The organism is Bacillus sp. 3G2 (assembly GCF_044324725.1).
Classification (GTDB): Bacteria; Bacillota; Bacilli; order Bacillales; family Bacillaceae_G; genus Bacillus_A; species Bacillus_A mobilis.
The window spans coordinates 3814512-3828535 of sequence record NZ_CP172246.1; the positions used below are offsets into that span (position 1 = coordinate 3814512).

A 14024-nucleotide genomic window follows, 5' to 3' on the forward strand; every position below is an offset into this window, starting at 1 on the left:
TTTATGCATAATGATCGCAAGTTTGGCGCTTCAGTAATTTATGAGGAATAATAATACACTTTGCAGTAGACTCCGCATTCTCTACTTTATCCACTAAAGCTTTTGCTGCCTCATACCCTAGTTGATATATATTCACATCAACTGTCGAAAGTGGCGGACTCGCAATTTCTGATAATAAAGCATTATTAAAGCTTACAATAGAAACATCCTTCGGTACAACGAATCCTTTTTTAGAAAGCGCACTTAACACACCAAGTCCAATTAAATCATCCGTTGCCACAATTGCTGTCGGTGGTTGCTTCAGCCCCATTAACTCCTCAACGGCTTGTTGACCACTTTCCCTTGAAAAATCAAAATGTAAAATATACTCTTTTGGTAATACAATGTCTGCTAATTTTAAAGCATCACTCATACCAGCCAAACGATCTCTCGTTACAAGTAAATCTGATCCACCGCCGATAAACGCGATTTGTTTATGACCTAATGAAATCAAATATTCTGCTACTTCTCTTGCAGCTGTATAATTGTCATTATCTACATATGTAATTTCATCTTTGCGATCATATGGTTTCCCAATTAAAACAAACGGGAAATTTTGTTCATGCAAATATTGAATAATTCGATCATTCTCTCTTGAATATAAAAGAATAATGCCACCAATTTGACGTCCCTGTACCATCTTTACAACACCATTAAAAATTTCATCTTCCGTTTCACCTGTCGACATATAAAGCGCATATCCTTCCACATGTGCAAATGAACTAATCCCTCTTATAACTTCTGGGAAAAACGGATTTTGAAAAGCTTTACTTGCAGAACTTGGCATAACAAGTCCAAGTGTTTTCGTTGTTTGGTTAGCTAGATTTCTTGCGTTTAAATTGGGATGATACCCTAGTTCACTCATTACTTTCCGAACACGACGCTTTGTTTTTTCACTTATACTTGGATTATCAGCAATTACACGAGAAACGGTAGATGGTGCTACATTAGCCTTCTTCGCCACATCTTTAATTGTAACTGTCATAAAAATCCCCCTCCTCTCACTTCTCTGCCATTTTATATATATTTTTATCTTGCACCCGTTGCAAGTAATAGGAGAAGTCATTAACTTTTATTGAGTCTATCTTGTAAAACCTATCATATTCTCCCTCTCCATGTATTGTAAGGGATATAGCTCTTTTTTCCTATACTATAATATACTATTTATTTCACTTCTTTTCATATGTGATGTCAAATCTCTTTTCATCGCCCTATAAAATTTTTTATAGGGCGATGAAAAGAAAAATGGGACGTAACGTCCCATTTTTCATCCTTTCGTACCTCCAGCAGTTAAACCAGAGATAAAGTATTTTTGTAGTGATAGGAATAAAATTGAAATTGGGATTGCAATCAATACTGAACCCGCTGCGAACGTTGTAAATTCATTACCAAATTTCTTCGCTACCATTTCATATAAGCCAACTGCTAACGTATAATTTTCTGGTGTGCGCAAAATAACACTCGCTAAAATGAAATCTGTAAATGGACCGATGAAAGTAAATAACGCCACAACCGCTACGATTGGCTTTGCAAGTGGCATAATGATTTGCCAAAAAATACGGAAATGTCCTGCCCCATCCATACGAGCTGACTCATCCAATTCTTTCGGAATCGTATCAAAATATCCTTTCATAAGCCATGTATTCATTGGAATTGCCCCGCCTACATAAATTAAAATTAATGCAATGTGCGTATCGATTAACCCTGTTAACTGTGCTAATACGTATAGAGCGATTAGCGCTGCAAAGTTTGGAATCATTTGCAGAATTAAAAATGTTAATAAACCATTTTTTCTTCCAACAAAACGGTATCTTGAAAATGCATAAGCAGTAAAACTAATTGCTAACACTGAGAAAATCATCGTTATAACACTTACTTTTAATGTGTTTTTATACCAGAGTAAATAATTACTATTCTCTAAATCTAATAACTTACGATAATGATCTAACGTTGCATTTTGTGGAATAATACTTGATCCAGATAAACTATCACCTGGATTAAACGATGAGCCAATAATCCATAATAACGGATAGAAAATGATGGCACACATTACGAAAATAACGAAATAACTTAATGAGAGACGTAACATCTTTTGTCTTTTAATATTCATTTACATCATATCCTCTTCTTGGAATGATTTTGTTCTCTTAAATTGCCATAACGCAACTGTAATAACGATTAACGATAATATCATTGTAAGAGCTGCTGCTTTCCCGTACTGCGCTGAAGTCATCGTTAACTTATAAATCCATGAAATTAAAATATCCGTTCCACCTGCGTCTTGTCCAGCTACAGCAGGACCTCCGCCGTTAAATAGATAGATGATACTAAAGTTATTAAAGTTAAACGTATATTGCGTAATTAATATTGGTGCTGTTGCATATAGAACAAGTGGCAATGTAATTTTACGAAACTGTTGCCAAGCTGTAGCTCCATCTACTGTAGCAGCTTCATATAACTCCCCTGGAATCGATTGCAGTATACCTGTTGTCATTGCAAAGACGAACGGGAATCCAAGCCACGTTTGAATCATAATTAAAGCAATCTTCGCCCAAAACGGATCTGTCATCCAAGCAATCTTTTCGATTCCGAATAACGCCAATACTTGATTGTTAATCGCTCCAAATGTTTCATTAAACATACCAGAGAAAACAAGAATAGATACGAATGCTGGGACCGCCCACGGTAAAATGAAGATTGTTCGAATAATTGCCTTCCCTTTAATACCAGGCTGATTTACGATAATCGCTAAGAAAATACCAAGCGCAACTTGTAATGTCGTTGCAACGAATGTCCAAATGACAGTCCAAGAAAATACGCTTAAAAATGTCTCTCTCCACATAGGTAATGTAAAGATATCAATAAAGTTTTTGAAGCCCACCCAATCTACTAATTTAGCTGGAGGAGAGTGGTATAAATCATAATTCGTAAATCCAATTAAAATTACGAAAATGATTGGAAATACAACTACAAAGATAAGTAATAGAAAACCTGGTGAAACCATTAAATACGGAAAACCTTGATCTAGTAAATTACGGTATTGCTCTTTTACAGAGTTTAATGGAGTTCCTATATCACGTTTCTTCCCGTTTTGGTATGCATCATATAAATTAAATGCATATATTCCGAGTCCAAACGCGATGACAATGAGTGCCAAGATTCCTTCTACTAATAGAAAGACAGAATGGTCACGTGGAACTTCTGTACCAAGCGTTACAATTCCCCATAATCCCATATTTAATAAATCAGCAAATGCTACAATAAATGAACCTGTTAATACTAGAAAAATAAGACCTTTTACAAATTGTTTATTATACATTTGGCCCATTCCTGGAATGATTGATAACATGGTTGCCATTTTCCTATGTTTTGAACCGTTTAAGCCGTTTGCTGGTTCCAATGTTTGCATGTTCCTTCCCCCTTTTTTCTGGGAGAGAATTCGTGCCTCTCATATTAGAGGCACGAATTTCACCTTATTTTTGCTTACTATGATTTGCCTCAATATTACCTTTAATTAGCTTCACTGCATTATCAAGTGCTGCTTTTGGTGCCTCTTTCTCCGTAACAACTAATTGAAGCGCATCTCCAGCTGGTTTCCATACTTCTTGCATTTCCGGAATGTTTGGCATTGGAATTCCATTTTCAGATTGCGTTGCAACTGCTTTTGCAGCTTCATTATCTTTAATAATTGGATCTTCCATTACTGATTTTACTGGAGGAATTTCTTTTGTTTTCTCAAATCGAATTTTTGCGTTTTCTTCATTCGTTACCCATTCAGTGAACTTTGTAGCTAAATCATTTTGTTTAGAGAAACTTGTTACATGCCATCCTTTAACCCCAACAAATGTTTTCATTGGTTGACCATTTGGTAATTTTGGCATTGGAGCAACACCATAATCAATTCCGTTCTTTTCCATTGCTTGGAACGCCCAAGGTCCGTTCATGATAGATGCTGCTTTTCCTTCGTTAAATAGTCCATCAGCAGCAGGTCCACCAGATTCACCGATAATACCTTTCGGGAATAACTTTTCTTTGTACCATTTTTGAAGGTATTCCGCACCTTGTACTGCTCCGCTATTATTTAATCCAACATCACTTGCATTTGGCTTTCCATCTTTTTCACCAAACACATAGCCACCCATACCTGCCATGAATGCATTAGCAAAGTAGAAGTTATCTCCTAGTGTTAAAAATCCGTACTTGCCATCCTTCGTAAATTCTTTCGAGAAGTTAAACAGCTCGTCCATCGTTTCTGGTGCTTTTGGCATTAATTTTTTATTGTAAATAAAGATTGGTGTCTCAATTGCTTTTGGTAAACCATATAATTTCCCGTTATATGTCTGTGCTGCTATTGATGAATCAGTAAATTTACTCTTTACAGCATCATCAGCTTTCACTTCTGAAAGTAAACCTTCTGTTACTGCGTTTCCGATTTGATCATGTGGCAATGTTACAACATCTGGTCCAGTCCCCGCTGGTCCATCAAGGCGTAACTTCTTCACTTGATCTGTCATTTGCATTTCAACAACTTTTACTTTTACTTTATATTTTTCCTCAAAGCTTTTCACTGCTGGTTCTAAAGCAACACCTTTTTTATCATCTTCCCAAACGAGAAGATCGTAATCTTTCTTTGCTTTACTTTCTTCTTTCTTCCCTGAATCTTTCGGTCCACATGCAGATAACATACCAATTGATAATGCTGAAATCGTTAATAATGATAATGCTTTCTTCATCCCAAAAACCTCCCTAAGTTGTATATGTACCCTACTAATTGAAAACGTTTGCATTGAATGGTTTAATAGAAGCGCAAACACTATCTCAATCTATGAAAACGTTTGCGCTATTTGTCTATCATTATACATTCTTTTATTCATTTTGCAAATATTAATTTAAAAATATTATTACTACACTCCTTATACATTGACTTTATATGAAATGAATACTACTCTTATAAGCAATATTAAAGCTATGCAAAAAGCAATCGTTTGCAACATATACTTTATTATTATATTTAAGGGAACAATATGTATGGAGATATTAAAGGGGGATTTTCTATATGCTTAAAGAAGCCATTTATCATAGGCCAAAAGATAATTACGCATACGCTTACGATGAAAAAACGATTCACATCCGAATACGTACTCAAAGAGACGATGTTCAAAGCGCCACTCTTATTTACGGTGATCCTTATGACTGGAAAGACGGGAAATGGATTACATCAAATACACCGATGAAAAAAACTGGTTCTACCGCATTGTTTGATTATTGGTCCATTTCTATCGAACCGAAATTTAAGCGCTTACGTTATGGATTCGAATTAAAAAATGATACAGAAACGCTTATTTATGCAGAACGCGGATTTTTCTCTACCATTCCAAATGATGACGTTGGTAACTTTTTCTGTTTTCCATTTATTCATGCAAATGATGTATTCAAAGCACCTTCTTGGATTAAAGACACCGTTTGGTATCAAATTTTCCCAGAACGGTTCGCGAATGGTGATCGTGCACTAAATCCAGAAAACACTCTTCCTTGGGACAGCGCTGAGCCAACTCCAACTAATTTTTTCGGCGGAGATTTTGCTGGTATTATTCAAAACCTTGATTACCTTGTGAAGCTTGGAATTTCAGGAATATATTTTACACCTATTTTCAAAGCACATTCAAACCATAAATATGACACAATTGACTATATGGAAATCGATCCGCAATTCGGGACGAAAGAAACGTTCAAAGAACTCGTTCAGGCATGTCATACACACGGTATAAAAGTAATGCTCGATGCCGTGTTTAATCATAGTGGATACTTTTTCGATAAATTCCAAGACGTACTAGAAAACGGCGAGAAGTCTGCTTATAAAGAGTGGTTCCATATTCATGAATTTCCAATTAGAACTGAGCCACTTCCGAATTATGATACTTTCGCGTTTACACCGTATATGCCTAAATTAAATACAGCACACCCAGATGTAAAAGAATACTTACTTGAAGTTGGGCGTTACTGGGTAAGAGAATTCAATATAGACGGTTGGCGCCTTGATGTAGCAAATGAAGTCGACCACAGCTTTTGGAGAGAATTCCGAAGTGAGATAAAAACATTAAATCCTGAAGTATATATTTTAGGAGAGATTTGGCACGATGCACTTCCATGGCTACAAGGAGATCAATTTGATGCTGTAATGAGCTATCCTGTTACAAACGCTCTACTGTCTTACTTTGCTAACGATTCCATTAAAGCAAATGAATTTATGAAACAAATTACAGAATCTCTACATTCCTACTCTATGAACGTAAATGAAGCAGCATTTCATTTATTAGACAGCCATGATACACCAAGAATATTGACAACATGTAACGGAGATAAAAATAAATTAAAATTACTTTATGTATTCCATCTTTCTTTCATCGGCTCTCCTTGTATTTATTATGGAGACGAAATTGGTATGGACGGCGGTATGGATCCAGCTTGCCGCAAATGTATGATTTGGGATACAAAAGAACAAGATCATCTATTATTTACACATGTACAAACATTAATTTCATTACGAAAGCAATATACAGCATTTGGAGGACATGGTACTTTCCAATTCATCGAAGCAAATGATGAACATAATTATATTTCTTATACGAAAACATATGAAGATGAAACTATCTTTTTCGTTTTAAATCCGACTAATAGTGATGTTACAGCTTCACTCCCTCTCCATGTTACTGGAAAGAAAATTATTAACATTTATACAAACGAAGAATTTTCAGCGGAAGCAAGTGTATTACAAGTTACACTTCCTCCATATGGGTTCTCAATCTTAAAATGGTAATAAAAAATCCTTATACCAAGTGGTATAAGGATTTTTCTTATTTCAATTTAAATACCATCGCTTCATACGGACGTAATGTCATGTTATCTATCGATCCATTCTCTACGTCGTAATTGTGTATCAACAACTCTGCTTCACTATACTTAATGTCCTCAGGCAATTCAAATACACATTCTTCCGCCGTAAAGTTTGCAATGACAAGAAGTTTTTCTTCTCCATATGTTCTTACGTATGCAAAAATAGAAGGGTTATTCTCTAATATTAAATCATATGATCCATACACAATAATCTCATTATTTTTACGTAACTCAATTAATTTTTTATAGTAATAATAAATTGAATCTTTATTTTGGATCGCTTGTTTCACATTGATTTCTTTATAGTTAGGGTTTACCGAAATCCAAGGCTCACCTGTTGTGAATCCAGCATGATTCCGATCGTCCCACTGCATCGGTGTTCTAGCATTATCTCGGCCTTTTATATAAATAGACTGCATCACTTTATCTATATCTTCACCGCGCTCTATCACTTTTTCCTTATACATATTTAATGTTTCAATATCTCGATATTCATCAATCGATTCAAATCGAACGTTTGTCATTCCGATTTCTTCTCCTTGATAAATATACGGTGTTCCTTTCATCATATGAAGCACCGTCGCTAACATTTTCGCAGATTCAATGCGATACATTTCATCATTACCAAAACGAGATACAACGCGAGGCTGATCATGGTTATTCCAATACAGGCTATTCCATCCAGTATACTCTAATGCTTTTTGCCATTTCGTTAAATTCTCTTTTAAAGTAAGGAGTGAACATGGTTTTACATCCCATTTCCCGCCTTCTCCTGAATCTAAATCCATATGTTCAAATTGGAATACCATCTGCAGTTCTTTTCGTTCTTCCCCAGTATACATTTTCGCCTCTTCTGTCGTTACACCAGGCATTTCACCAACCGTCATAATATCATAATGAGACAATACTTCTTCATTCATTTCATGTAAATATTTATGAATGTTTGGACCGTTCATAAAATGCTTATGACCTGAAACATATCCCTCTTCTTCTGTTTCAACAGCTGGTAAGCCCTCTTCTTTAGAAATAAAATTAATAACATCCATACGGAAGCCATCAATTCCTTTTTCTAACCAAAACTTCATCATTTCATAAACATCTTGTCTTACCTTTTCATTATCCCAATTTAAATCCGGCTGTTTTTTAGAAAACAGATGTAAATAATATTCATCTGTCATTTCATCATACTTCCATGCTGATCCACTAAAAGCTGCTCCCCAGTTGTTCGGCTCTTTTCCTTCTTTTCCAGGACGCCATATATAGTAATCTCTATATTTATTATCTTTTGATTTACGTGATTCAATAAACCAATTATGTTCATCAGAAGTATGGTTAACAACTAAGTCCATCATAAGTTTCATATTACGTTCATGCATTTCATGTAGTAGCTCATCCCAATCTTCCATCGTTCCGAACTCATTCATAATTTTACAATAATCACTTATATCATAACCATTATCATCATTTGGAGATTCATAGACTGGCGATAACCAAATGACATCAATCCCTAATTCTTTTAAGTAATCTAGCTTTGAAATAATACCACGAAGATCCCCAATACCATCACCGTTACTATCCATAAAGCTACGAGGATAAATTTGATATACTACACTTTCTTTCCACCATTGTTTTTCCATTATGCTACCCCATTTCATTAATAATTCGATTTTCTCTTTTTTAAGGCGCAAACGTTTTCATTAATGAATGATAACAGATTCTATCTTAATTTAAAATAGCGCTTACAACTTTTGTTCTTATTTTTCTAAGAAAACATATGAAAATTACTCATATTCCTCTAATAAATGAAAACGTTTTATTTTTTTGTTTATTTTTTAAATCTATTAGTTTATAATGAACTCAAAGAAAACGTTTGCATAATTATTTCTAGGGGGAAATACCATGGCAGAACTGAAATTAGAAAACATTTATAAAATATATGATAATAACGTAACAGCTGTAACAGACTTCAATTTACACATTCAAGATAAAGAGTTTATCGTATTCGTCGGTCCTTCTGGATGCGGAAAATCTACAACATTACGAATGGTGGCTGGGCTTGAAGATATTTCAAAAGGAGAGTTTTCAATTGATGGTAAGCTAATGAATGATGTCCCTCCAAAAGATCGCGATATCGCAATGGTCTTCCAAAACTATGCCCTATATCCACATATGAGTGTGTATGATAATATGGCATTTGGATTAAAACTTAGAAAAATACCAAAAGATGAAATCGATCGTCGTGTGAAAGATGCAGCAAAAATTTTAGGACTGGAACAATATTTAGATAGAAAACCGAAAGCGTTATCTGGTGGACAACGTCAACGTGTTGCGTTAGGTAGAGCAATTGTTCGAGACGCGAAAGTTTTCTTAATGGATGAGCCTTTATCTAACTTAGACGCGAAATTACGTGTTGCAATGCGCTCAGAAATTTCTAAATTACACCACCGTCTTGGAACGACAACAATTTACGTAACACATGATCAAACAGAAGCAATGACAATGGCTTCACGCCTTGTTGTTATGAAAGATGGAAAGATTCAACAAATCGGAACTCCAAAAGAAGTATATGAAACACCTGAAAATATTTTCGTTGGTGGATTTATCGGCTCTCCAGCGATGAATTTCTTCCGTGGTAAATTAACTGAAAACGATTTCGTTATAGACAATACAATAAAGGTCAAAGTATCTGAAGGAAAAATGAAGATGTTACGTGAACAAGGCTATGTAAATAAGGAAGTTGTTTTAGGCATTCGTCCTGAAGACATTCATGATGAACTCTTATTTTTAGAAGCTTCACAATCTACTGCCTTTACAACAAAAATCGAAGTTGCTGAGTTACTAGGTGCTGAATCTATTTTATATATGAAACTTGGAGATCAAGATTTTGCAGCACGTGTTGATGCAAGACATACATTTTCACCTGGTGACGAAATTAAACTAGCATTGGATATGAATAAAGCGCATTTCTTTGATAGCCAAACTGAACAACGTATTCGTTAAAAAGTAATTTTCTACTATATAACATACAAAAAAACCGTCCACATATTTTGAGGGCGGTTTTCATTATTATACGAGGGCTTCTACTGTATGAAATGATTGTCCTTTCGTGCCAATAATACCGAAAATCGGTAAGTCACTCAGCACCACTTCTTCTTGCTGTTTCATAAAAGATGACGTTAATTGTTTTATCTCTATCCAAACGTCATTAATACAAAGTACATTGGAATCGTTCTCTTGTTGGCGAGAAAAAATAGAATCTATTTTATATAAACCAGCATTTTGAAAAAGCATATCAATGCGACTGAATGCATTCAAAGTAATACTGATAACGCGTTGCCAATCTCCTTGCTTTTCCATATCATAGGATACAAAAAGGGCTTCTCCGCCTAGATTCGTAATTTCCTCTACTGTTGCTTGTCCACTTTCTTGATCAATGTCCGTCACAATTACTTTTGCGCCTTGTTTAGCCAACAAAAGAGCTGTATTACGTCCAATACCGATGCCACCGCCAGTTACGATAGCAACTTTTCCTGCAAGCTTCATTTTCATTACCCCTTCTATAAGTCTTACCGTTATTCAGTATACTGCTTTATGAGATTAGTCTGCAAGCAAGAAAAGTTGCTTATTTAATTGTAAGCGGTTACTTTTTTTCTTCTTTTTTCTTACTATTACGCTGATCGAAAACTAAACCGATGAAAATTAAAATCCCCCAAAAGATTACGCTACCTCCAGTCATTTCAATTTCCCCCTTATTATATAAAGATATTATTTTAATTATTATAACATTTTCTTAATTTTCAATCTATTAAATCCAAAAATGATATGGATTAACTTTTTCCTATTATATATCCTTTAAAATATATTTGAATAATAAAGTGAAACTTTAATCAGTGGGGGTTTTCTTCATCCCCCACTGATTATTAGCCCTCACCAATCGGACTTTAATGGGCAGCCCGGCCCCCATCTAACTTCTTTGTTTTCGCTGAATTTTGAGGTAGGGGTCTTACTGCCCATTAAAGCGGGATAAAAAAAGACCCTCTTATTTTATGTATAAAAAGGTCTCTGTTTTATTATACAAGACTTATCACTTTTGTTTTTGTAATTAAATCTTGAAAACCACAATTATCTTTGCGGAATAACATCATATATACGTTACATAATATCGGAATTCCAAGTAGCAATATGTTCGGTAATAACAATACAAAAAATCTTATAATTAATGTTTGTAATGTTAACTTTTCACTCTTCAATGAAATTAATTTTATTCTCGTTACCTTTTTACCAGGTGTAACACCGTTCCAAATAAAGGGTACCAAAATAAAATATATCGCCATTAATATAAAAACTACTGCGAGATCATATCTATAATCACCAAAACTAATATTAAAGCGATTAAAAATAGCACTATAATTTCCGGTCATAATAGCTACTACTGCACCATACATAACCGAGATTAAAAACATGTCAATTAGTGAAGCACCTATGCGATTCATTACAAGCGCTGGACGATGCATCTTTAACTTCATTTTATGTCGACTCCTTCATATCCTTCTTTACCCGTCTCATCGTACCACTTCTAAAAAACATTGTAAACTAGCGTTTCTCTTACTTTTCTTGTACAATGTGTTACAACAGCATTATAAAGGAGGTTCCCATATTGAAAAAATGGATAATCCTATTCGTCGCATTCCTATTAGCCGGTTGTGCTGGAAATACAAATCATATAACTTATACGATTAACGATGAATACGAACTCATACGTACTTCTGGAAATGCATTTGAACTTTTCCCATCGCAAGATGCTGTATATGCCACGCAATACATTCCTGCAAAACTTACAGACATAGCTTGGGATGATAAATACATTATTGCAAAACAAATTGAGGAAAAATCAGATCCGAATAACCCTGACGGGGCAATTGCAAATAAAAAAAGTGAGCATTATTGGATTATTGATGTAAAGCATAATAAACGGTTTGGCCCTTATAATGAAAAGCAATTTAATGAACAAAAAGATGCGTTTAAAATTAAAGTTCCTTTTCAAAGTGTAGATTCATACATAGAAGAACAGAAAAAACAGTCAGCATAATAGTTTAAGCGCTGACTGTTTTTTCTTACATATTTTAAAAAAACTCTTACTCAGAAAGTGAGATGTTAAAAGTTTGTGGCTCTTTTACAACATCTTGCGTTTCTGTATCTGCTGCGATTACATTATCTGTTGTAAACTTAATATCCTTTACCTTTTCTTTTCCATCATCAAGTATTAAGCCGATAATACCATCTCTTGTTTCACCAGGCTTATAGTCTTCTCTTGATACATTTTTTGTACCAACGAGCGTATCTTCATCATATAAAAAGTTTTGAGTTGCTACTTTAAAATGTTGCTTATCATTAATCGCAACATCATTCATAGAGAAAAATTGCATATTTTTATTCCCGCTATTTTCCACCTTATATGTTATTTCAACGTAACGAATCGTATCACTAATCTCAGTACCACTGATTGATGCATATAACTCCGCATCTTCTTGACTTACTTTATCTCCTAATCTACGCTTTACTTCTTCAGGAGTTAATGCCGTATATACTTTTAATGTATTTTTTGCATCTTTACTCATCTGCGATAAAGAGATTACTTTCACATCTTGTACGTGAATTTTCATTGGTGCTACTTCAAATGTTTGATTCACCGAATGAATCTGTTCTAATTTAAAAGTACCCCATCCTGTTTCTTTCACTTTTTGTCCTACTTTTTTCAGCTCACGCCCACCATATTCTTTTGTTTCAGGAATAGATTCTTTCTTCTTCGGTTCAGCTTTCTTTTCTTCTTGATGGAAGCAACCACTTAACATAAGAAGAAAACTACATAAAACAAAAATACTTTTCCATGCTTTCATCATATAATTTCTCCTAACACTATCATTCAGTAATGTAAATTAGTCCCTTGCTTTGTAAACTATAGAAACAATGAGAAGTCCACAAAACGAACTTGTCAGTCCAGATACTATTATACCTCCTATTTGGAAAATATGAAAATAGGGATCTATAAACGCGTGAACGATAAATACTAGAGCTGCGACAATGATTGACGAAACCCAATACTTCCTTTTTTCTGAAGCTATCATAATATCTTTCCCTGTTTCATCTTTATACTTCCATAGTACGTATAATAGTAATAATAAACCTACACATGTACTTCCGTGTTGCATGTATTTATACACTGGAATACTATGTAATTCTCTTTGTAACAATGCTATTTTCATAACGAAGTAGCCTGTATGATGAGTAAACGCATCCCAAACAACATGCGTGAGCATACCAAATAAAGCGGAATAGCAAAATACAAAGAAATCCTTCCATGTATGAAGCCCCCACCTCTCATCTACTGCATATGTATAGTAGCCAGCAAACGGTTTAGGTAAATGTGTTATAAACGGCTTTTTTAAAATGTAATGATATATGTATGCGAGTAAAAATACAAGAGGTAAATTAAAATATAAGAACCCAAGCCATGTATGGCCAATAACACCATACGGTCTAAAGTGTAAAAAATATTCAAAATCAGGCGCCATACTCCCTAATATAAGAGCCGTTACTGAAATATATTGAGAACGCTTTTTCACCAAAGGAAGAATTGCTGCTGGATGTGCAAATGTAAACGGCATGTTTTAACTCCTTTTCATATCTTCAATAGAATACCATCTATCATAACGAGAGAATTGATCTTGATGCAATATTTATTTTCACATTGGAATATGGTAGTTTACATGTTATAATCCACATGAAATATTCAGAAAATAAGGAGGGTTCACGTGTCATTAACACTTGTCTTTTTTCTTGTTCTGTTTATCTTTTTTTTAAGTACATACATTAGCTTCTTTCTATGGAAGCACTACAAGATTATAAAATACATGCCTGCTCTCGTTGGTTTTATAAGCGTTCTTTTTATTTTCATATGGAAGAGACTGTCTTTTGGCTGGGAAGGTATCGGTTTTGGTGCACTTCAATATACAATTTTATTCGCAAGTTGTCTTACACTTGTATTTGCTGCTTTTTTAGAATCAAAATCCGTTATGAATTGAGGTTTATAT

The 14024-nt window shown here is 34.5% G+C and carries 14 protein-coding genes; 4 read left to right on the top strand and 10 right to left on the bottom strand.

Going from position 1 to position 14024, the window contains the following annotated elements:
- Window position 1: 1 nt before the first annotated feature.
- The 4 genes from malR to ACHZK0_RS19435 form a co-directional block, all read right to left on the bottom strand.
- On the bottom strand, window positions 2-1024 hold the full coding sequence (gene malR / locus ACHZK0_RS19420; protein ID WP_061678306.1) for a maltose operon transcriptional repressor MalR: 1023 nt from the start codon (window positions 1022-1024) through the stop codon (window positions 2-4).
- A 282-nt stretch (window positions 1025-1306) separates the two neighbouring features.
- Window positions 1307-2149, bottom strand: a complete 843-nt coding sequence (gene malD / locus ACHZK0_RS19425) for a maltosaccharide ABC transporter permease MalD (protein WP_262743227.1) — start codon at window positions 2147-2149, stop codon at window positions 1307-1309.
- On the bottom strand, window positions 2150-3448 hold the full coding sequence (gene malC / locus ACHZK0_RS19430) for a maltosaccharide ABC transporter permease MalC (protein WP_061678307.1): 1299 nt from the start codon (window positions 3446-3448) through the stop codon (window positions 2150-2152).
- 64 nt (window positions 3449-3512) lie between these two features.
- Window positions 3513-4772, bottom strand: a complete 1260-nt coding sequence (locus tag ACHZK0_RS19435; RefSeq protein ID WP_061678308.1) for an extracellular solute-binding protein — start codon at window positions 4770-4772, stop codon at window positions 3513-3515.
- Window positions 4773-5095: 323 nt separating this feature from the next.
- Here ACHZK0_RS19435 and ACHZK0_RS19440 point away from each other — a divergent pair, with 323 nt between their 5' ends.
- A complete protein-coding gene (locus tag ACHZK0_RS19440) occupies window positions 5096-6856 on the top strand; it encodes an alpha-glycosidase (protein WP_262743226.1) in 1761 nt (586 codons plus the stop codon).
- 37 nt (window positions 6857-6893) lie between these two features.
- On the opposite strand, the gene malL is transcribed toward ACHZK0_RS19440, so the two are convergent.
- Window positions 6894-8570 (bottom strand): oligo-1,6-glucosidase, encoded by a 1677-nt coding sequence (gene malL, locus ACHZK0_RS19445; protein WP_262743225.1) that lies wholly within the window; start codon window positions 8568-8570, stop codon window positions 6894-6896.
- A gap of 262 nt (window positions 8571-8832) precedes the next feature.
- Between malL and ACHZK0_RS19450 the strand changes: the two genes are divergently transcribed.
- On the top strand, window positions 8833-9933 hold the full coding sequence (locus ACHZK0_RS19450) for an ABC transporter ATP-binding protein (RefSeq protein ID WP_262743224.1): 1101 nt from the start codon (window positions 8833-8835) through the stop codon (window positions 9931-9933).
- A gap of 66 nt (window positions 9934-9999) precedes the next feature.
- On the opposite strand, the gene ACHZK0_RS19455 is transcribed toward ACHZK0_RS19450, so the two are convergent.
- From ACHZK0_RS19455 to ACHZK0_RS19465, 3 genes are all read right to left on the bottom strand, one after another.
- Window positions 10000-10509, bottom strand: a complete 510-nt coding sequence (locus tag ACHZK0_RS19455) for an SDR family NAD(P)-dependent oxidoreductase (protein WP_000218416.1) — start codon at window positions 10507-10509, stop codon at window positions 10000-10002.
- A 64-nt stretch (window positions 10510-10573) separates the two neighbouring features.
- Window positions 10574-10669: a flagellar motor protein gene (locus tag ACHZK0_RS19460; protein ID WP_395760811.1), complete on the bottom strand. Its 96-nt coding sequence runs from the start codon at window positions 10667-10669 to the stop codon at window positions 10574-10576.
- Between the two features lie 334 nt (window positions 10670-11003).
- Window positions 11004-11459 carry an RDD family protein gene (locus tag ACHZK0_RS19465; protein WP_270605921.1) on the bottom strand — a complete coding sequence of 152 codons (456 nt, stop codon included), beginning with the start codon at window positions 11457-11459 and terminating at the stop codon, window positions 11004-11006.
- Window positions 11460-11590: 131 nt separating this feature from the next.
- Between ACHZK0_RS19465 and ACHZK0_RS19470 the strand changes: the two genes are divergently transcribed.
- Window positions 11591-12022 (top strand): DUF3997 domain-containing protein, encoded by a 432-nt coding sequence (locus ACHZK0_RS19470; RefSeq protein WP_262740667.1) that lies wholly within the window; start codon window positions 11591-11593, stop codon window positions 12020-12022.
- 46 nt (window positions 12023-12068) lie between these two features.
- Here the strand turns inward: ACHZK0_RS19470 and ACHZK0_RS19475 are convergent, their stop codons facing one another.
- Both ACHZK0_RS19475 and ACHZK0_RS19480 read right to left on the bottom strand, forming a co-directional pair.
- Window positions 12069-12833, bottom strand: coding sequence for a hypothetical protein (locus ACHZK0_RS19475; RefSeq protein WP_262740666.1), 765 nt, complete (start codon window positions 12831-12833; stop codon window positions 12069-12071).
- A 36-nt stretch (window positions 12834-12869) separates the two neighbouring features.
- Window positions 12870-13598 (bottom strand): DUF4184 family protein, encoded by a 729-nt coding sequence (locus ACHZK0_RS19480; RefSeq protein ID WP_270340057.1) that lies wholly within the window; start codon window positions 13596-13598, stop codon window positions 12870-12872.
- A 147-nt stretch (window positions 13599-13745) separates the two neighbouring features.
- On the opposite strand from ACHZK0_RS19480, the gene ACHZK0_RS19485 reads away from it, so the two are divergent.
- Window positions 13746-14015 (top strand): hypothetical protein, encoded by a 270-nt coding sequence (locus tag ACHZK0_RS19485; RefSeq protein WP_262740664.1) that lies wholly within the window; start codon window positions 13746-13748, stop codon window positions 14013-14015.
- The last annotated feature ends 9 nt before the right edge of the window (window positions 14016-14024 follow it).